The sequence below is a fragment of the Mesorhizobium neociceri genome, assembly GCF_013520985.1.
Classification (GTDB): Bacteria; Pseudomonadota; Alphaproteobacteria; order Rhizobiales; family Rhizobiaceae; genus Mesorhizobium; species Mesorhizobium neociceri.
Window position 1 is genome coordinate 246,735 of the sequence record NZ_JACDTY010000002.1, and the last position, 18,435, is coordinate 265,169.

Sequence of the window (18,435 nt, forward strand, 5' to 3'; positions counted from 1 at the left end):
CGGAATTGCGTCCAAACGACAAGCTGGATTTTTCCGCGCGCTTTGAAACATGCCGCATACGCACAGAGCCCGCCATGCTGCCATGGCGGGCTCTGAAAATGCTGTAGGCCTTAGTAGGCTGATGCCGGCCGGGTCTGGTCGGCGATCATCGCGCCAATGGCGTCGGTGTTCTCAGGTGTCGACTGGAAGCCCATCGACGCTTCCTGTGTCCCGTTCGGCACCGAGGTGATGTAGCGGGCGTTGAGGGTGCCGCCGAAGCGCGAGGCATCGGGCTCGGCCATCGGCTCCTGCATCGCCACTTCGGTCTGCTTTACCGCGACGCGGCCGCCCTTCGCTGGGGCCACGGCAGCCGTCACATAGGTTTGCTCGGCGGGGGTCTGCTCGGCCGGGGCGCGGTTTGCTTTGGCCGCGCGAACTGCCGCGGCCTGCTTGGCAGGATCGGCACGGACGATCGTCTTCACCACCGGCTCGGCGTAAGCCACCTGTACCGGCGCTTCAGGCACCGGCGCGCGCGGCGTTGCCGAAGCGACCATGGTCGTGGGTTCATCCGGCAGCGGCTGCCAGTTGCGGCCGCGCTTCTCATAGAAGGCATTACCGCCGGCAACCATGGTGTAGTGCATGTTCTTGTATGGGAACCGCAAGCCGGCGGTGTGGAAGTACATCGTGTTCTTCAGCTTGGCCTTGCGCTCACCCTTGAGCACGGCGTCGGCGGCTTCCTCGACGTCGGGCATGGCCTTGGAATTCATCGGCCGCGTCATCACGCCGGGCGCGAACTGGCCCGGTTCGCCCACCACCTCGCAGATGGTGCTGCCATGATTGCCGGAGCGCAGACGGTTCATCACCACCGTGCCGACGGCAATCATGCCGTCGCGGCTTGAGCGGTTGGACTCGAAGAACATCGCCCGCTCAAGACATTCCTTCTCCTTTGGCGTGTGGCCGTAGGAGCGCGTCGAGAGGAAGCTGGGCGTGATGGCGTCGGTCAGGCTGGCGACCGACATGCCGTGCGAAGATGTGGTCTGGCTGCAACCCGCCAGCAACAGCGGGGAGAAGATGATGCCGAGCAACAGCGGCGTCTTCCATCGCGTAGCGATCAACAAAAGTGCCTCATTTTCCAGATGCCAACCCGTCCCAGGATGTGGCAAGAATGAGACTCTTTCGGGCAAAAAGATGGCTAAAGGATTAGCATTCGTGCAGCATAGGTAAAACTTTATAAATGCCCAGATATGTCCCCGTGAGCAAAGCCGGGGAAAGTGTTAACAATAGCCCCTACAGCCGATTTCCGTTCATAATCAATTAACTGGTGGGAGCCGGCTCAGAACGGCAATTTCATTCCGGGCGGGATCGGCAAGCCTGCCGTCAGCGCCTTGGTCTTCTCCTGCATAATCTGCTCGACCTTATTTTTGGCGTCATTGTGGGCGGCAAGCAGCAGGTCTTCGAGGATCTCGACCTCGTGCTCCTTGAACAGCGACGGATCGATCTTCAGCGACTTCATCTCGAACTTGCCGGTGAGCGTGACGTTGACCAGGCCGCCGCCGGCCTGCCCGCTTGCTTCAAGCGTGGCGATCTCGTCCTGCATGGCCTGGAACTTGGCCTGCATTTCCTTCGCCTTGCCCATCAGGCCGAGAAGATCTTTCATGGTCGGGTCCTTTGCCGATTCGTGCTGTGGTCAGTTTTCGTCGTCGTCGCCCGGCGGCTCGACCGGCACTTCAGCCTTGTCCGTGTCGACTTCCGGCGCGTCGGGAATGCGCACGTCAATGATCTTGGCGCCGGGAAAGCGCGCCAGGATGGCGGCCACCGCCGGATCGCTTCTGGCATCGGAGAAAGCGGTCTCGCGCTTGGTCGATTCCATCTCGGCCAGCGTCTGGCCGCCCTCTTCCTTCGACAGTGACACCAGCCAGTTGCGGCCGGTCCAGGCGCGCAGCTTGGCGGTCAGTTCGTTGAGCAGCATCTTGGGCGCGTCATCTGTCAGGCTGACGTCGATGCGGCCGGGCTCGATGCGCACCAGGCGCACGCAGCGCTTGACCTGCACCTTGAAGGCCATGTCGCGCTGCTGGTCGGCAAGGGCGACGATATCGGCCAGCGATTTGACCGGCACTGGCGGCGTTTCGACCACCGGCTCGGGTGCTGCAACGAAGCTAGCCGGCAGCGGTTCGGGCTCGACCAGCCGCATCGTCTGCGCACCGCTGCCGCCGGAATTCGGCATGCGCGACTGCGCCACGGCGCTTGCGCCGCCATTGCCTGGGGTCGCCGGGCCGGAGTTGGCCGGCGCGCCGTTCGGGCGCGGTGCGCCACTCGACGCGGGGGCACCGCTCTCCAGTGATTTCAGCGCCTCGTCCAGCGTCGGCAGGTCGGCGGCATGCGCCAGGCGGATAAGCACCATCTCGCCGGCACTGACCGGTCGATTGGACGACTGCACCTCGGGAATGCCTTTCAACAGCATCTGCCAGGTCCGCGACAGCACCTTGACCGACAACGTGCTGGCGAATTCGGCGCCGCGCCGGCGTTCGTCCTCGGACAGCGAGGCGTCGTCGGCTGCCGTCGGCACGAAGCGCAACCGGGTGACGAGGTGGTTGAATTCAGCAAGATCAGTCAGCACCGCGGCCGGATCGGCGCCGGTGTCGTACTGATTGCGGAATTCAGCCAAAGCCGCCGCTACATCGCCCTTCATCACATGTTCGAACAGGTCGACGATGCGAGCGCGATCGGCCAGACCCAACATGGCGCGCACCGCCTCGGCGCTGACGGCGCCGCCGCCATGGGCGATGGCCTGGTCGAGGATGGAGAGCGAATCGCGGGCCGACCCTTCGGCGGCGCGCGCGATCATCGCCAGCGCGTCGTCGTCGACCGAAATGCCTTCCTTGCCGGCAATGGACGACAGATGCGCAACCAGTGCGCCGGCATCGATGCGCCTGAGGTCGAAGCGCTGGCAGCGCGACAGGACGGTGATCGGCACCTTGCGGATTTCGGTAGTGGCGAAGATGAATTTGACGTGCGGCGGCGGCTCTTCCAGCGTCTTCAGCAGGCCGTTGAAGGCTTGGGTGGAGAGCATATGCACTTCGTCGATGATGTAGACCTTGTAGCGCGCCGACACCGGGGCGTAGCGCACGCGCTCGATGATGTCCCTGATGTCGTCGATGCCGGTATGCGATGCCGCGTCCATCTCGATGACGTCGACGTGGCGGCCTTCCATGATCGCCTGGCAATGCTCGCCCAAAATGGCAAGGTCGACCGATGGCTGGTCGACCGTCGGCGTCTTGTAGTTGAGCGCCCGCGCCAGGATGCGCGCCGTGGTCGTCTTGCCGACGCCGCGCACGCCGGTCAGCATCCAGGCCTGGGCGATGCGGCCGGTGGAGAAAGCGTTGGTCAGCGTGCGGACCATCGGCTCCTGGCCGATCAGTTCGGAGAAATTCGACGGACGGTACTTGCGCGCCAGCACACGATAGGCGGCGGCCTTTTGCTTATCCAGGTTTTCTGGGCCCGCATTTCCGGCTTCGCTCATTCGCCCGTAAAGCTCCAAAAGGCCGCGTCCGAGGCTGGCCGATTCCTGCTAATAGTCTCGCCCGCGCTGCAATGCGTCGTCAATGTCGCGAGAGGGGCCGATGAGGTGGGAGGCTGGAACAATGACCCGTTCCGGGCTCGTTAGGGCTGCTTCCTTCCGGACCTGACCCGGTTGGCGAGTGGATCGTCCACCACCAACCTCCCGCGTTCCATATCGGCAATTCAGCGATGAAATGCAAGGGTGCATGAGAATCGGACGCCCTTGAGCTCCACCCCTCAATGAATCGCTTGCAGCCCCCGTGCAGCCGCTCTAGCGTTCATGAGTTTGGGAAATAATGCAAGAAACGCTAGGGAAACGCCAATGCTGCCGGGCCTCAAGGCCGGATTCACGCTCGACTCCAGACTGGAGGCGGACAGCGAGCAGCTGATGTGGCTCGGCCTGTGCGAATTGCGCGTGATGAACGACCGCCGCTGGCCATGGCTCATCCTGGTGCCGCAGCGGCCGGGCATCGATGAAATCCACGACCTGACGCCGCTCGACCAGGCGATGCTGACCTTCGAGACCAATATGGTGGCGCAGGCGCTGAAAAGAACCACAGGCTGCACCAAGATAAACACCGGCGCGCTCGGCAACATCGTGCGGCAATTGCATGTCCATGTCATTGCCCGCTCGGAAGGCGATCCGGGCTGGCCGGGCCCGGTCTGGGGGCATGGCATGCGCGAGCCCTATGAGCGCTTCGACCTTCGCCAGTTTGCGCAACAGATAAAGGCAGCGCTATAACGCGCACCGTGTCCATCCCAGAGCCGGATGATTTCAGGTCTGTTCGACCTGAAATCTGAATCCGCCTCTAATCAAAGAAAGAGAGCATGATGTCGTCCGAAAACCGCTTCACACTTTTCGGCATCATGCTCTAGCGTTTTGAGCTTCCATGACCTTTCGCCTGTTTGACGCGCCCTTGCGCGAACCGAGTCAGTTCGTCGGTTTCGCCGGCAACACGATCGACCGACAATCCGAGACCCGCGCCAACGATTCCGTCGAAAAGGCGCTGGCCGATCCCTCGGCACGGCTGTTGCCGATGCATGGTGGCCGGCTGTACCTGAAATTGAACGACGGCCGCTTTGACCCCTGGTTCGACTTGGCTGAAAGCCAGAAGCTGCAGCCATCGCTCGCACAGGGTGTGCTGCTTGGTTTTTCCGAAAGGGGCCCGGTTCTGGCGGTGCCGGTTGGCATTGAGCCGGAGCAGTTGCCGGAGACCATCAAGGCCATCGACTATCGCTCGGTCTATATGCAAGGGCTGATCGACGAAGCCGCGGCGGGCGCGCTGGCGCAAGGGGCCGCCCTGCTCGCCTGGCATGCCAGCCATCGCTTTTGCAGCAAATGCGGCCATGAATCGCAAATGCGCGCGGGCGGCTACAAGCGGCACTGCCCGAACTGCGGTACCGAGCATTTTCCGCGCACCGATCCGGTGGCGATCATGCTGACGGCGACCCGGGAAAAATGTCTGCTCGGCCGTGGCCGGCATTTCGGCCCCGGCATGTACTCAGCGCTGGCGGGCTTCATCGAGCCGGGCGAAACGATCGAGGCGGCGGTGCGCCGCGAAACGCTTGAGGAAGCCGGCATCCGGCTTGGCCGCGTCGTCTACCATGCCAGCCAGCCATGGCCGTTCCCCTATTCGCTGATGATCGGCTGTTTCGGCGAACCGCTCAACGAGGGCATCCAGGCCGATCTCAACGAGCTGGAAGATTGCCGCTGGTTTTTCCGCGACGAGGTGCGCTCTATGCTGGAGAGAACGCACAAGGACAATCTGGTCACGCCGCCGAAAGGCGCGATCGCACATCATTTGATCCGCGCCTGGGTCGACAGCGAGTAAGTAGGGATAACGGGAGCAAGAAATGATCCGCCACACCGTGGTTTTCACCCTGAAGCACCCGCAGTACTCGCTGGAGGAGAAGAGGTTCCTCTCCGACGCCAAGCGCATTCTCAGCGCGATCAAGGGCGTCACCCAGTTCGAGCCGCTACGGCAGGTCAGCCCCAAGAACGACTACCATTTCGGCTTCTCGATGGAGTTCGCCGATCAGGCTGCCTACACGAGATACAATGAGCATCCCGACCACGTTGCCTTCGTCCGCGACCGCTGGATCCCGGAAGTCGAAACCTTCATGGAAATCGACTACGTGCCGCTGACCCTGCTCGTCTAGGCGGCGTCGATAGCCTAGTCGGCGACTTTCCACTGCTCGCGCGACTCGCTGGCCGGATAGACGCCGAGTATCCGCACTTCGCGCGAGAAGAAGCGCAGTTCGTCGAGCGCCAGCTTGACCAGCGGATCATCGGGATGGCCCTCGATGTCGGCGTAAAACAGCGTCGCCGTGAAGGCGCCGAGCTGATAGCTCTCCAGCTTGGTCATGTTGATGCCGTTGGTAGCGAAGCCGCCCATCGCCTTGTAGAGCGCAGCCGGCACGTTGCGGACGCGGAACATGAAGGTCGTCATCATCTTGGTGTCGGCCGAGGGCCGTTCGGCCAATCGCTTGTCCTTGGTCAGGACGACGAAGCGGGTGACGTTGCTGTCAGTGTCCTCGACGTTCCTCTCGATGATGTCGAGCCCGTAGAGTTCCGCGGCGAGAGCCGGCGCGAGCGAGGCCATGGTGCGGTCCTTGAGCTCCGACACCAGCTTGGCCGAACCCGCCGTGTCGCCGGCAATCACCGGCTTCCAGCCATTCTTGCGGATGTATTTGCGGCACTGGCCCAGCGCATGGATATGGCTGTGCACGGTCTTGATCTCTTCGCGCTTGACGCCCGGCAGCACCATCAGCTGGAAGTGGATCGGCAGGAAATACTCGCCGACGATGTGCAGCTTCGATTCCGGCAACAGATGGTGGATGTCGGCGACACGGCCGGCGATGGTGTTTTCGATCGGGATCATGGCGAGGTCGGCCTTGTTGGTCTCGACCGCGTTGAAGGCATCCTCGAAGGTCGGGCACGGCAACGGTTCCATCGAAGGGAACATGTTGCGGCTGGCGGTGTCGGAATTGGCGCCCGGCTCGCCCTGGAAGGATATTCTGTTGGTCTTTTCAGGCATGCCGATATCTCAGGTTGAAAGGATTTGTGGTCTCAGGAAAGAATTTGCCTGGCGCGTTCGAGGTCTTCCGGCGTGTCGACACCAAGCGGCAGCGACTGGACGATCTCGGCGTCGATGCGCATGCCGGCCTCCAGCGCCCGCAGCTGCTCCAGCCGCTCGCGCCGCTCCAGCGGCGACGGTTTTAGCGCGACGAAACGCTCGAGTGCGGTGCGCCGATAGGCGTAGAGGCCGACATGGTGATAGAGCGGCCCCTCGCCCCAGGGCGCGGTGGCGCGGGTGAAATAAAGCGCCCTGAGCCGAGTCGTCGAGATTGGTGAACCAACGATCTTGACGACATTGGGGTTGGTCTTTTCCTCGTCACGGACGATCTCGACGCCGAGCGTGGCAATGTCGACTGCGGCGTTCTCGAACGGCCGCAGCGCTGCCCCGATAATCTCCGGATCGATGGTCGGCAGGTCGCCCTGGACGTTGACGATGGTCTCGACCTTGTGGCCGGGATCGAGCGCGGTCAACGCCTCGAAAATGCGGTCTGAGCCGGATTCATGGTCGATGCGCGTCATCACCGCTTCGAAACCGTGCGCACGCACCGCCTTGGCCACGCTTTGCGTGTCGGTTGCCACTACCACCCGGCCGAGCCCGGCCTCGGCGGCGCGGCGGGCGACATGCACGATCATCGGCGCGCCGGCTATGGCGGCCAGTGGCTTGCCCGGCAGGCGCGTCGAGGCCATGCGGGCCGGGATCAGGATGAGCGTGGACATTGGGGCTGCTGGCGTTTGAAAAGACGATGGGAAAAGTGGCAAAAGGTCTCACTGGAAGCGCCCTTATAGGTGTTGCAACGCTGGAGCAAAAGACCTAGTTTCCGCCCGATTTGACCGGCTCGACGGGGCGGGTCAGGATACCGACGGACGGAGTGGACGATCGGTCCGCCGGAAAAGGGAGCAAGGGGCGCATGGATTCCAACGAAGTCAACAAGCTGCTCGCCGGATTGCTCGGAACCTGTTTCGTCGTTTTCTCGGTCGGTCTTGTGTCTGACGCGCTGTTCGCCTCGCCGGCGCCGGAAAAGCCGGGCTTCGCCATCGAGGCGACCGAGCCAGCCGAAGGCGGCGCTGCCGGACCTGCCGTTGAAGCCAAGCCGATTGCCGACCTGCTGGCCACGGCCAATGTCGAGCAGGGTGCAGCCGTGTTCAAGAAATGCCAGGCTTGCCATTCCGGCGAAAAGGGTGGCCCGAACAAGGTCGGCCCCGATCTGTGGGATCTTATCGACCGCCCGGTGGCCGCGCATGAGGGCTTTGCTTATTCAGCCGGCATGAAGGATTTTTCCAAGGGCGGCACCGAGAAGTGGACGTACGACAACATCAACCACTTCATCACCTCGCCGAAGAAGTTCGTGAAGGGTACGGCGATGGGCTTTGCCGGCCTGCCGAAGGACGAGGACCGCGCCAACGTCATCGCCTATCTGCGCACGCTGTCGGACAGCCCGAAGCCGCTGCCGGCTCCAGGTGCGGCAGCAGATGCCACGGCGCCGGCCAAGCCCGCTGAGGGCGCCGCTCCGGCAAAACCTGCTGAAGGTGCGGCGCCTGCGGCTCCGGCAGCGCCTGCCAAATAACCAAATTGTCATCTCGATGACCTCAGAAAAGCCGGGTTCAGCCCGGCTTTTTTGTTAGGAAAATCGCATATGCGGCGACAAAGCCGGCGCATGGCGGTTTTCACCGGCGTCAAATCATCTAGGATTGCCGGGCATCGCGAAGAGGAGAACGCATGACGGTTGGCCGAACGCTTCTGAGGTCCATGCTGGCAGCAGTCGTTGTCGCTGCCGGGTTGCAGGCGGCCGATGCGGATGAATGGCACACCACCTCTTCGCTGATCGGCCCTTCGAAATACGGCGAGAATTTCCAGCGCTACGATTATGTGAACCCGGACGCGCCGAAGGGCGGAACCTACAATTCGGTGGTTTCCGGCACATTCGACAGCTTCAATCCCTACATCGTGCAGGGCTCGCCGGCGGCCGGCCTGCAGCCATTTGGCGGCGGCCTGCTCTACGACACGCTGATGGACCAGGCGACTGACGAAGGCAGCGTCAGCCACCCGCTCATCGCCGATGCCTACAAGTACCCGACCGACTATTCCTCGGCCACCTACCGGCTCGACCCGCGCGCGAAATGGCATGACGGGCAGCCGATAACCACCGACGACGTGATTTGGTCGTTCCAGGTGCTGAAGGCCAACAGCCCGATGTACAGCCGCTATTTCGAAAACGTCACCGACGCGGTTGCCATCTCGGATCGCGAGGTCGAGTTTCATTTCGACCAGAAGGGCAATCGCGAACTGCCGAAAATTCTCGGCGACCTTGTGGTGCTGCCCAAGCATTGGTGGGAGGGCACCGACGCCAACGGCAAGAAGCGCGACATCACCAAGGGGACTCTGGAACCGCCACTGGGCTCGGCTGCCTACAAGATCGCCAGCTTCAAAGCGGGGTCGGAAATCGTCTGGCAGCGCGTGCCCGACTATTGGGGCGCCAAGCTGGCGGTGAAGATCGGTCGCGAGAATTTCGACACCCAGCATTTCACCTACATTCTTGACGACAACGCCTCCTGGGAGGCGTTCAAGAAGGGCGGCCTCGACGACATCAAGCCGGAAAACAGCTCGAAGCGCTGGGCGACGTTTTACGATTTCGCGGCGATCAAGGCTGGCGACGTGATCAAGCAGGAGTTCAAGACCACGTCGCCCGAGCCGATGCAGGCCTTCATGCTCAACCAGAGACATAAGCTGTTTGCCGATCGGCTGGTCAGGGCCGCGCTCACCTACCCCTTCGATTTCGAATCGATGAACCGCACGCTGTTCTTCGGCTTCAACACCCGCACCCACAGCTATTTCCAGGGCACGGAACTGGCCTCAAGCGGCCTGCCGCAAGGCAAGGAACTGGAAATCCTGGAGAAGTACCGCGACAGGCTGCCACCGGAGCTGTTCACGCAGGAATTCAAGCTGCCGGTCTACGATTCGCCGCAGGCCGAGCGCAAATATCTGAAGCAGGCGGTCGACCTGTTCGCCCAGGCCGGCTGGGTGATCAAGGGCGGCAAGATGGTCAACGCCAAGACCGGCGAGCCATTCAAGTTTGAAATCCTCGGCTCGGGTGAAACCGACCAGGTCATCTCCAGCCCCTGGATCGCCAATCTGCGCAAGATCGGCGTCGATGCGACATTGCGCATCGTCGACCCGAGCCAGTACACCAACCGCGTCAGAAATTTCGATTACGACGTCATCACAGGACAGCTTCAGCAGTCGGAATCGCCCGGCAACGAGCAGCGCGACTTCTGGAGCTCCAAGGCCGCCGACACACCGGCATCGCGCAACTATTCCGGCATCAAGAACCCGGTCGTCGATGCCCTTGTCGACCGCATCATTTTTGCCACGGACCGCGATGACCTCGTCGCCACCACCCATGCGCTCGATCGCGTGTTGCTGTGGAATTACTATGTCGTGCCGCAATACTACCGTGCCGTGGTGTGGCTGGCCTACTGGAACAAGTTCGGCATCCCGGAAAAGCAGCCAGGCTACCGCGGCGCCGACATCGATTCCTGGTGGATCGATGCGGACAAGGAAAAGGCGCTAGCCGCCAAGTACAAGGGCAGCAATTGATGGCGGTGCTCCCTCGCCGCGATTTCCTGGCGCTCGGCGCTGCAGCGACCGCCGCTGCGCTGTTGCCCGGCAAGGCTTTCGCCGCCAGCCCGACCGGCGAGAAACTGCATGGATTGTCCGCTTTCGGCGATCTCAAATACAAACCCGACTTCACCCATCTCGACTATGTCAATGTCGATGCGCCGCAAGGTGGCACTTTCAATTTCCTGCCACGCACCTGGGGCTCCAACCAGACGCCGCTGACCTTCAACACGCTGAATTCGTTCGTTCCCAAAGGCGATTCGCCGCAACGCATGGAGATGTGCTTCGACTCACTGATGGTGAGAGCATTTGACGAGCCTGACGCCGTCTACGGGCTGATCGCCGACGGGGTGACGATTTCCGACGACCGCAACGGTTTCACCTTCTCGCTGCGCCCGCAGGCCCGTTTCCATGACGGCACGCCGCTGACGGCTGAGGACGCCGCCTTTACCTTCAAGCTGCTCAAGGACAAGGGACACCCGGATTATTCGCTGCCGTTGACGCATCTGGATGACGCGATCGCCGTGGATGCCCACACGGTGCAGCTCAACTTCTCCGGCAAGCAGACAAGCCGCACCATCCTCAACGTGGTCGCGTTCCCGATCCTGTCAAAGGCTTTCTACACAGCCAACCCGTTCGATTCCTCGCAGATGAACCCGCCGCTGGGGTCAGCCGCCTACAAGGTCGGCCGCTGGTCGGCAGGGGCCTGGATCGAATATGAGCGTGTGGCCGACTATTGGGGCAACGACCTGCCGGTCAATCGTGGCCAAAACAATTTCGCTCGCATCCGCGTCGAGTTCTACCAGGATCGCAACGCTTCCTTCGAGGCGTTCAAGAAGGGAGAGATCCTCTACAAGGAAGAAGCCGTCTCTCGCATTTGGGCGACGGGTTACGACTTCCCCGCTTTCATTGCCGGCAAGGTGGTGAAACACGAATTCCCGGCCGAAACGATGCCCTCCATGCAGGCCACCGCCGTCAACCAGCGGCGCGAGCAATTCCGCGACCCGCGCGTGCGGCAGGCGATCGGTCTGTGCTTCGACTTCGAATGGACGCGGCGCAATTTCTTTTACGGTTCCTATGAGCGCTCGCAATCCTGCTTCGAGCAATCCGATTTTCGCGCCGAAGGCGTGCCATCGCCGGGGGAATTGGCTCTTCTCGAACCGCTGCGCGACCAGATACCTGCCGAGGCTTTTGGTGAAGCCGTGACCCAAGCCGTGTCGAACGGCTCCGGCCGCGACCGGCAACTGCTTGGCAAAGCGGCCAAGCTCCTGGCTGACGCCGGTTGGAAACGCTCCGGCAATTTCGTCGTGAACGACAAGGGCGGTCGGCTGTCGGCGGAGATCCTTGTCGACGACGAAGTCTTCGAACAGGTTTATTCGCCCTGGGTCGAAAACATGAAGGCGGTCGGCATCGATGCCTCGATCCGGCTGGTCGATGCGGCGCAGTATCAGCTGCGGCAGAATTTGTTCGACTACGATCTTATCTCGGTTGCGGCCCGGTTTCCGGCGACACCAACCCGTGACGACCTCGAAACCTTTTTCCACTCGCGAACAGCTACCCTGTCCGGCACACGCAATCTGCCGGGAACATCGAGCCCGGCCATCGACGCCCTGGTCGACGCCGCGGGCGCCGCCGAGGATCGCGAAAGCCTGACAATTGCCATGCGCGCGCTCGACCGGGTCTTGCGTGCACGACGCGATTGGATTCCAAGTTGGTTCCTGGCGAATCACCGAAGCGCCTATTGGGACATGTTCGGTTTTCCCGAGCGGAAACCCGATTTCGACTTTCCGGTCGAAGCGCTGTGGTGGGTCGACAAGGGCAAGGCGGCAAAAATTGGCAAAGCCTGATATGACCGTTCGTGCAGGATTGGCGGCCTGATGGGCGCCTACATACTGCGCCGCATTCTGCTGATGATCCCGACCCTGTTCGGCATCATGGCGGTCGCTTTCGTCGTCACTCAATTCGCACCGGGCGGACCGGTCGAGCAGGTCATCGCCAGCCTGACCAACCAGGGCGGCAGCGACCGCCTCGGCAGCGGCGGCGGCGATGCAGGAGGTGGCGGCAATTTCGATGTGGCCGGCGACGTCGGCTCGAAATACCGCGGCGCGCAAGGACTCGATCCCGAGTTCATCAAGAAGCTGGAAAAGCAGTTCGGCTTCGACAAGCCACCTCTCGAACGCTTCGGCATGATGCTGTGGAACTACGCGCGCTTCGATTTCGGCGACAGCTATTTCCGTGACATCTCGGTGCTGAACCTGATCCTGGAGAAAATGCCGGTATCGATCTCGCTCGGATTGTGGATCACGCTTTTGTCCTATCTGATCTCGATCCCGCTCGGCATCCGCAAGGCGGTCAAGGACGGCTCCGCCTTCGACGTCTGGACCAGCGGCGTGATCATCGTGGGCTATGCCATACCGGCCTTCCTGTTCGGCATATTGCTGATGGTGCTTTTCGCGGGCGGCTCGTTCTGGGACTGGTTCCCGTTGCGCGGCATCGTCTCCGACAATTGGGACCAGTTGTCGTGGCCGGACAAGATCGTCGACTATTTCTGGCACATGACCTTGCCGCTGACGGCGCTGGTGCTGTCGGCCTTTGCCACGACGACGTTGCTGACCAAGAACTCCTTCCTGGAAGAGATCCGCAAACAGTATGTGGTGACGGCCCGCGCCAAGGGTCTGTCGGAGTGGCGGGTGCTTTACGGACATGTGTTCCGCAACGCCATGCTGATCGTCATTGCCGGTTTTCCCGCCGCCTTCATCTCGGCCTTCTTCACCGGCTCGCTTTTGATCGAGAACATTTTTTCCCTCGATGGTCTCGGGCTGCTCGGCTTCAGGTCGGTGTTGGCGCGTGATTATCCGGTCGTGTTCGCCAACCTCTATATATTCTCGCTGCTTGGCCTGTTCGTGACGCTGCTGTCCGACCTGATCTACACATGGGTCGATCCGCGCATCGATTTCGAGCGGAGAGACGTCTGATGACGCAGGCCGCAGCCGAGACGGCACCGACAAGGATCGCGCGGCCCTGGCTGTCGCCGCTCAACAGGCGGCGTTGGCAGAACTTCAAGGCCAACCGGCGCGGCTACTGGTCGTTGTGGATATTCCTCGCTCTGTTCGTGCTGTCGCTGTTTGCCGAACTGATCGCCAACGACAGGCCGATCGTCGCCTACTACAAGGGCGAGATCCTGTTCCCAGTGGCGGTCGCCTACCCCGAAGAAAAATTCGGCGGTTTCTACGCCGTCACCGACTATCGCGACCCGGTCATCCGCGACGAGATCAACGCCAATGGCTGGATGATTTGGCCGCCGATCCGCTATTCCTACCGCACCGTCAACAATGCGATCCCCGACGCAGCTCCGGCAAAACCGTCATGGGAATACGACGCGCAGAAGCGATGCAGCCAGTATCCGCAGGGCGCCGCCGATCCTGATTGCATTGTCGGCAACTGGAACTGGCTGGGTACCGACGACCAGGCGCGCGACGTGCTGGCGCGCATCATCTACGGGTTCAGGATTTCCGTGCTGTTCGGACTGATCCTGACCGCGGGCTCGTCGGTGATCGGCGTCGCGGCCGGCGCGCTGCAAGGCTATTTCGGCGGCTGGACCGACCTTCTGTTTCAGCGCTTCATCGAAATCTGGTCGGCGATACCGCTGCTCTATCTGCTGCTCATCGTCGCCGCCATCTTGCCGCCGGGCTTCTTCATCCTGCTTGGGCTGATGCTGCTGTTCTCCTGGACGTCGCTGGTCAGCGTGGTGCGCGCCGAATTCCTGCGCGCGCGCAACTTCGAATATGTCAATGCGGCCCGCGCGCTTGGCGTGTCCAACCGCACCATCATGCTGCGCCATCTTCTGCCCAACGCCATGGTGGCGACGCTGACCTTCATGCCTTTCCTGGTCAGCGCCTCGATCTCGACGCTGACCTCACTCGACTATCTCGGCTTCGGCCTGCCGCCAGGCACCGCTTCGCTCGGCGAGTTGCTCAAACAGGCGCAAAGCAATCTCAACGCTCCCTGGCTTGGCATATCCGGCTTCGTCGTCATCTCGCTGATGCTGTCGCTGCTGGTGTTCATCGGCGAAGCCACGCGCGACGCGTTCGATCCGCGCAAGGCGTTCCGATGAGCGAACCCCTGCTCTCCGTCCGCGATCTCAGCGTTGCCTTCACGCAAGGCGGCAACCAGTCGATTGCGGTCGACCACATTTCTTTCGACCTTGCGAAGGGCGAGACGGTGGCACTGGTCGGCGAATCCGGCTCCGGCAAGTCGGTGTCAGCGCTGTCGGTGCTGAAGCTGTTGCCCTACCCGACGGCCAGCCACCCCTCGGGCAAGGTCCTGTTCCAGGGCGCCGACCTGCTGGCCATGAACGAAAAGCAGCTGCGCAGCGTGCGCGGCAACAAGATCACCATGATCTTCCAGGAGCCGATGACCTCACTCAATCCGCTGCATACGATCGAGCAGCAGATCGTCGAGATCCTGGCGCTGCACCAGGGCATGGGCGACCGCCAGGCCAAGGCGCGCACACTGGCGCTGCTCAACGAGGTCGGCATACGCGAGCCGGAAAAGCGGCTCGACGCCTTTCCGCACCAGCTGTCCGGCGGCCAGCGCCAGCGCGTCATGATCGCCATGGCGCTGGCCAACGAACCGGAACTGCTGATCGCCGACGAACCGACGACGGCGCTCGACGTCACCGTGCAGGCGCAGATCCTCGAACTGCTGGCGGGGCTGAAGAGCCGCAAGGGCATGTCGATGCTGTTCATCACCCATGATCTCGGCATCGTCCGCAAGATCGCCGACCGCGTCTGCGTGATGACCAAGGGCAAGATCGTCGAGACCGGGCCGACCAAGGAGATCTTCGCCAACCCGCAGCACGCCTATACCAAGCACCTTCTGGCCGCCGAGCCGAAAGGCAAGCCGCCGGCCGCAAACGCCACCGCCAAACCTGTGATGACCGGCAAGGACATCAAAGTCTGGTTTCCGATCAAGAAGGGTTTCTTCCGCACCACCGTCGACAATGTGAAGGCGGTCGACGGCATCGACGTCACCGTGCGCGCCGGCCAAACACTCGGCGTCGTCGGCGAGTCCGGTTCGGGCAAGACGACGCTCGGCCTGGCGCTGGCGCGGATGATCTCGTCGACCGGCACCATTCAGTTCAACGGCAGCGACATCAACCAGCTGACCTTCAACGCCATGCGGCCGCTGCGGCGCGAGTTGCAGATCGTCTTCCAGGATCCGTTCGGCTCACTCAGCCCGCGCATGTCGGTGTCCGAGATCATCGAGGAAGGTCTGAAGATCCACGAGCCGAAGCTGTCGCCCGACCAGCGCGACGACAAGGTGGTCGCCGTCCTGAAAGAGGTCGGGCTCGATCCCGCAACCAGGAACCGCTACCCGCATGAATTCTCCGGCGGCCAGCGCCAGCGCGTCGCCATTGCGCGCGCCATGGTGCTCAATCCGCGCTTCGTCATGCTGGATGAGCCGACCTCGGCGCTCGACATGAGTGTACAGGCGCAAGTGGTCGACCTACTGCGCAACCTGCAGGCCAAGCACGACCTTGCCTATCTGTTCATCAGCCACGATCTGAAAGTCATTCGCGCCCTTGCCAACGACGTCATCGTCATGCGCAATGGCAAGATCGTCGAAGCCGGTCCTTCCGAACAGATTTTCGAGCGGCCGCAGACTGATTATACCAAGGCGCTGATCTCGGCCGCGTTCAGAATCGAGACGGCGCCGGTCGGTATCGTCAGCGAATAACAGGGAATACAATCCGCAAATGGAAAAAGGCAAAATCCTGCTTGCCGTCACCGGCTTTCATCCGCAGCGCTGGCGCGAGCTGCTGTCAGCCGAGCGTGAGGTGGTGCTGGAGCCTGACGGCGCCTCTGACCCATCGATCACCTATGCGGTGGTGTGGAAGCAGAAGCCGAACCTCCTGAAGTCTCTGCCCAATCTGCGCGCCATCTTCTCGATCGGCGCCGGTGTCGACCACATCTTCGCCGACCCCGGCCTGCCCGATGTGCCGATCGTCAAGGTGGTCGCTGATAACCTTACCCAGTACATGACCGAATATGTCGTCTGGCGGGTGCTCGACCATCATCGTCAAGGCATGCTCTACCGGGCGCAGCAGCCGAAGAAGATCTGGCACGAACCGCCGCAACGGCCGGCCGGCGACATCTCGGTCGGCATTATGGGGCTCGGCAATCTCGGCCGCGCGGCGGCGTCGGTGCTCTTGTCGCTTGGCTTTGCCGTCAATGGCTGGTCGCGCAGCGACAAGGCCATGAAAGGTGTTTCGACCTATGCCGGAGAGGCCGGGCTGATCCCGTTCCTCAACGCCACCGACATATTGGTGGTGCTGTTACCGCTGACGCCGGACACACACGGCATCATCAACCACGGCGTGCTGAAGGAATTGCGCAAGCGCAATGGCCTCGGCGGCTCGGTACTGATCAATGCCGGGCGCGGCCGGTTGCAGAAGGACGCCGACATTTTGCGCGCGCTGGATGACGGCACGCTGAAGGAGGCGAGCCTCGACGTGTTCGAGGTTGAGCCGCTGCCGAAGACCAGCCCGCTTTGGGGCCATCCGAAGGTGTTCGTGACGCCGCATGCGGCGGCAACCTCCGACCCTGTCCACCTGGCGCCGGGCATGCTTCGGCAGATGGATGCTTTCGAGCGCGGCGAAAAGCTCGACAACCTGGTGGACCGCAAGGCCGGGTACTAAGGACTCCGCTGGGCTCAGCTCGGCAGAGCGAACTTCTTCTGCTTGTTGGGCTTGCCGCAGTCGCGACGTTCTATCGAGCGGTTCATGGCGTCGATCTTGCCGCTTGCCAGGTCGGTGTCGCGCTTGCTTTTGGAGCGCATATCCGGCGTGAACGGGCCGAAGCCCATCGCCGGATTGGAGAAGCTCGGCTTGGCGTCCGTCGATAGATGATATTGCTGCGCCAGCCCGTTGCGCTGCGCCAGCAACTGGTCGCAAGGCACGTTGTCATACTGCAGTGACGATTGCACGTCCTGGTCCTGCCGTTCTGACATCGAACTGCCCATGCAGCCGGTCATCGCCAGGCAAGATGCCAAGACCATCATGTTCCAGCGCATCTGTTCCTCCTCAATGCCAAACCGATCGGATCTTTTCTCGGCATATATCCTATCTGATGCCGCGCCAGCCGCAAAAATCCCAGTCACATTTTCGAACAGGACGAGACATCAGCCGGACGACAGCTTCGCCAGCACGGCCAGCCCATCGACCGGCTGGCGGCGATCCCAGCGGATGATGATCGGCTGCATGGACAGGACCGACAGGCCGTTGGCGGTAAGCACCTGTTCGACATAGGCTTGAGAATGGGCGTAGCGGCGCGACGGCCGTAGCGCAAAGCCGGCTTCGCCGGCCGCCTCGCCTTCAGCCGGCGTCTCGACGGAAAAGGCAAACAGGCCATTGCCGGCCAGAATGCCGGCGACGGTCTTCACCACGCCATCGAGTGCACCGACATAGATGAACACGTCGGCGGCCAGCACCAGATCGGCTTTCGGGCCGGCATAGGCGAAATGCTGCAGGTCGGCCTTGGCGAGCAGGTCGTAGACGCCCTTGGCGCGGGCCTTTTTCAGCATGGCGGCGGAGATGTCGTAACCCTCCAGCCGGTCGGCGATCGGCCGCAGTCTTTCGCCCATCAGGCCGGTGCCGCAGCCGAGGTCGAGAGCCAGCGAAAAGCGACCCGGCCTTGCCGTTCGAATGACGCGATCGAGAAACTCTGGCAGCCGGTAGCCGAGTTTATCGACCAGCTCGCCCTCGAAGCTTTCGGCATAGTGGTCGAACAGCGTTTCGACGAAAGCACTGGGCGGAGCCGCGGCAGCCGGCCCCTTGCCGATCAGTTGCAGCTTCAGCGCAGCACCCAGGCGATCCGCCGGATCGAGTTTCAGCGCCATTGCCCAGGCCTGCGCCGCCAGGTCGAGACGCGCGGTCGTTTCCTGCATCTCGCCGAGGCGAAACCAGCCCGCCGCCCATTGCGGCGCCAACTCCAGCGCGCCGAGAAGCAGTTCCGCTGCTGCCGCTGGGTCGCCCGAGCCGAACAACATCTCGGCATAGTCGGCGCGGCGGTCGGTGGTCAGGTCGCCGGACGAGGTTTTCAGCGGTTGCATGGCGATGGGTCCGCCGGCTGATGCGGCCGGTGGCTGGCTGTAGGACGAGTCAGCAGTCTCTTGCAACAGGCTTCCCGCGCCGCAATTAGCC

General features: G+C 62.3%; 17 protein-coding genes and 1 other RNA gene. 10 read left to right on the forward strand and 8 right to left on the reverse strand.

Annotated elements, in window-relative coordinates; translation table 11 throughout:
* Positions 1-110 precede the first annotated feature (110 nt).
* The 4 genes from H0241_RS05270 to ffs all read right to left on the reverse strand — a co-directional run bounded on the left by H0241_RS05270 (position 111) and on the right by ffs (position 3,701).
* On the reverse strand, positions 111-1,094 hold the full coding sequence (locus H0241_RS05270; RefSeq protein ID WP_181056353.1) for a cell wall hydrolase: 984 nt from the start codon (positions 1,092-1,094) through the stop codon (positions 111-113).
* Between the two features lie 218 nt (positions 1,095-1,312).
* The gene (locus tag H0241_RS05275; RefSeq protein WP_181056354.1) at positions 1,313-1,636 is read right to left on the reverse strand and encodes a YbaB/EbfC family nucleoid-associated protein; all 324 of its coding nucleotides are present in this window, start codon (positions 1,634-1,636) and stop codon (positions 1,313-1,315) included.
* A 30-nt stretch (positions 1,637-1,666) separates the two neighbouring features.
* Positions 1,667-3,499: a DNA polymerase III subunit gamma/tau gene (locus tag H0241_RS05280; protein WP_181056355.1), complete on the reverse strand. Its 1,833-nt coding sequence runs from the start codon at positions 3,497-3,499 to the stop codon at positions 1,667-1,669.
* A gap of 105 nt (positions 3,500-3,604) precedes the next feature.
* Positions 3,605-3,701: signal recognition particle sRNA small type (ffs, locus tag H0241_RS05285), an RNA gene on the reverse strand.
* 158 nt (positions 3,702-3,859) lie between these two features.
* Here ffs and H0241_RS05290 point away from each other — a divergent pair.
* From H0241_RS05290 to H0241_RS05300, 3 genes are all read left to right on the forward strand, one after another.
* Positions 3,860-4,279, forward strand: coding sequence for an HIT domain-containing protein (locus H0241_RS05290; RefSeq protein WP_181056356.1), 420 nt, complete (start codon positions 3,860-3,862; stop codon positions 4,277-4,279).
* Between the two features lie 148 nt (positions 4,280-4,427).
* Positions 4,428-5,369 carry an NAD(+) diphosphatase gene (gene nudC / locus H0241_RS05295; RefSeq protein WP_181056357.1) on the forward strand — a complete coding sequence of 314 codons (942 nt, stop codon included), beginning with the start codon at positions 4,428-4,430 and terminating at the stop codon, positions 5,367-5,369.
* Positions 5,370-5,391: 22 nt separating this feature from the next.
* Positions 5,392-5,697 (forward strand): Dabb family protein, encoded by a 306-nt coding sequence (locus H0241_RS05300; protein WP_181056358.1) that lies wholly within the window; start codon positions 5,392-5,394, stop codon positions 5,695-5,697.
* A gap of 14 nt (positions 5,698-5,711) precedes the next feature.
* Here the strand turns inward: H0241_RS05300 and H0241_RS05305 are convergent, their stop codons facing one another.
* Both H0241_RS05305 and H0241_RS05310 read right to left on the reverse strand, forming a co-directional pair.
* Positions 5,712-6,575 carry a prephenate dehydratase gene (locus H0241_RS05305; RefSeq protein WP_181056359.1) on the reverse strand — a complete coding sequence of 288 codons (864 nt, stop codon included), beginning with the start codon at positions 6,573-6,575 and terminating at the stop codon, positions 5,712-5,714.
* 32 nt (positions 6,576-6,607) lie between these two features.
* Positions 6,608-7,333 (reverse strand): 3-deoxy-manno-octulosonate cytidylyltransferase, encoded by a 726-nt coding sequence (locus H0241_RS05310; protein WP_181056360.1) that lies wholly within the window; start codon positions 7,331-7,333, stop codon positions 6,608-6,610.
* A gap of 191 nt (positions 7,334-7,524) precedes the next feature.
* Between H0241_RS05310 and H0241_RS05315 the strand changes: the two genes are divergently transcribed.
* The 7 genes from H0241_RS05315 (at position 7,525) to H0241_RS05345 (ending at position 16,932) form a co-directional block, all read left to right on the forward strand.
* On the forward strand, positions 7,525-8,181 hold the full coding sequence (locus tag H0241_RS05315) for a c-type cytochrome (RefSeq protein WP_181056361.1): 657 nt from the start codon (positions 7,525-7,527) through the stop codon (positions 8,179-8,181).
* Between the two features lie 152 nt (positions 8,182-8,333).
* Positions 8,334-10,211, forward strand: coding sequence for an extracellular solute-binding protein (locus H0241_RS05320; RefSeq protein ID WP_181056363.1), 1,878 nt, complete (start codon positions 8,334-8,336; stop codon positions 10,209-10,211).
* Positions 10,211-12,079 (forward strand): extracellular solute-binding protein, encoded by a 1,869-nt coding sequence (locus H0241_RS05325; protein WP_181056364.1) that lies wholly within the window; start codon positions 10,211-10,213, stop codon positions 12,077-12,079. The genes H0241_RS05320 and H0241_RS05325 overlap by 1 nt, the downstream gene beginning before the upstream one ends.
* A 30-nt stretch (positions 12,080-12,109) precedes the next feature.
* Positions 12,110-13,207 carry a microcin C ABC transporter permease YejB gene (locus H0241_RS05330; protein WP_181056365.1) on the forward strand — a complete coding sequence of 366 codons (1,098 nt, stop codon included), beginning with the start codon at positions 12,110-12,112 and terminating at the stop codon, positions 13,205-13,207.
* Positions 13,207-14,346 (forward strand): ABC transporter permease, encoded by a 1,140-nt coding sequence (locus tag H0241_RS05335; protein ID WP_181056367.1) that lies wholly within the window; start codon positions 13,207-13,209, stop codon positions 14,344-14,346. The genes H0241_RS05330 and H0241_RS05335 overlap by 1 nt, the downstream gene beginning before the upstream one ends.
* Positions 14,343-15,971, forward strand: a complete 1,629-nt coding sequence (locus tag H0241_RS05340; RefSeq protein ID WP_181056368.1) for an ABC transporter ATP-binding protein — start codon at positions 14,343-14,345, stop codon at positions 15,969-15,971. Before H0241_RS05335 ends, H0241_RS05340 begins: the two co-directional genes overlap by 4 nt.
* Before the next feature lie 19 nt (positions 15,972-15,990).
* Complete coding sequence (locus tag H0241_RS05345; protein ID WP_181056369.1) at positions 15,991-16,932, forward strand: 2-hydroxyacid dehydrogenase; 942 nt, start codon at positions 15,991-15,993, stop codon at positions 16,930-16,932.
* A gap of 14 nt (positions 16,933-16,946) precedes the next feature.
* On the opposite strand, the gene H0241_RS05350 is transcribed toward H0241_RS05345, so the two are convergent.
* Positions 16,947-17,306, reverse strand: coding sequence for a hypothetical protein (locus tag H0241_RS05350; protein WP_181056370.1), 360 nt, complete (start codon positions 17,304-17,306; stop codon positions 16,947-16,949).
* A 108-nt stretch (positions 17,307-17,414) separates the two neighbouring features.
* Positions 17,415-18,344 carry a methyltransferase domain-containing protein gene (locus tag H0241_RS05355; protein ID WP_181056371.1) on the reverse strand — a complete coding sequence of 310 codons (930 nt, stop codon included), beginning with the start codon at positions 18,342-18,344 and terminating at the stop codon, positions 17,415-17,417.
* Between the last annotated feature and the right edge of the window lie 91 nt (positions 18,345-18,435).

Excerpts from the sequence above, each read along its gene's own strand:
- H0241_RS05345 (WP_181056369.1), top strand. The coding sequence starts at position 15,991 with ATGGAAAAAGGCAAAATCCTGCTTGCCGTCACCGGCTTTCATCCGCAG.
- H0241_RS05350 (WP_181056370.1), bottom strand. The coding sequence starts at position 17,306 with ATGCGCTGGAACATGATGGTCTTGGCATCTTGCCTGGCGATGACCGGC.
- H0241_RS05280 (WP_181056355.1), bottom strand. The coding sequence starts at position 3,499 with ATGAGCGAAGCCGGAAATGCGGGCCCAGAAAACCTGGATAAGCAAAAG.
- nudC (WP_181056357.1), top strand. The coding sequence starts at position 4,428 with ATGACCTTTCGCCTGTTTGACGCGCCCTTGCGCGAACCGAGTCAGTTC.
- H0241_RS05355 (WP_181056371.1), bottom strand. The coding sequence starts at position 18,344 with ATGCAACCGCTGAAAACCTCGTCCGGCGACCTGACCACCGACCGCCGC.
- H0241_RS05305 (WP_181056359.1), bottom strand. The coding sequence starts at position 6,575 with ATGCCTGAAAAGACCAACAGAATATCCTTCCAGGGCGAGCCGGGCGCC.
- H0241_RS05335 (WP_181056367.1), top strand. The coding sequence starts at position 13,207 with ATGACGCAGGCCGCAGCCGAGACGGCACCGACAAGGATCGCGCGGCCC.
- H0241_RS05290 (WP_181056356.1), top strand. The coding sequence starts at position 3,860 with ATGCTGCCGGGCCTCAAGGCCGGATTCACGCTCGACTCCAGACTGGAG.
- H0241_RS05340 (WP_181056368.1), top strand. The coding sequence starts at position 14,343 with ATGAGCGAACCCCTGCTCTCCGTCCGCGATCTCAGCGTTGCCTTCACG.
- H0241_RS05315 (WP_181056361.1), top strand. The coding sequence starts at position 7,525 with ATGGATTCCAACGAAGTCAACAAGCTGCTCGCCGGATTGCTCGGAACC.
- H0241_RS05310 (WP_181056360.1), bottom strand. The coding sequence starts at position 7,333 with ATGTCCACGCTCATCCTGATCCCGGCCCGCATGGCCTCGACGCGCCTG.
- H0241_RS05300 (WP_181056358.1), top strand. The coding sequence starts at position 5,392 with ATGATCCGCCACACCGTGGTTTTCACCCTGAAGCACCCGCAGTACTCG.
- H0241_RS05275 (WP_181056354.1), bottom strand. The coding sequence starts at position 1,636 with ATGAAAGATCTTCTCGGCCTGATGGGCAAGGCGAAGGAAATGCAGGCC.
- H0241_RS05320 (WP_181056363.1), top strand. The coding sequence starts at position 8,334 with ATGACGGTTGGCCGAACGCTTCTGAGGTCCATGCTGGCAGCAGTCGTT.
- H0241_RS05325 (WP_181056364.1), top strand. The coding sequence starts at position 10,211 with ATGGCGGTGCTCCCTCGCCGCGATTTCCTGGCGCTCGGCGCTGCAGCG.
- H0241_RS05330 (WP_181056365.1), top strand. The coding sequence starts at position 12,110 with ATGGGCGCCTACATACTGCGCCGCATTCTGCTGATGATCCCGACCCTG.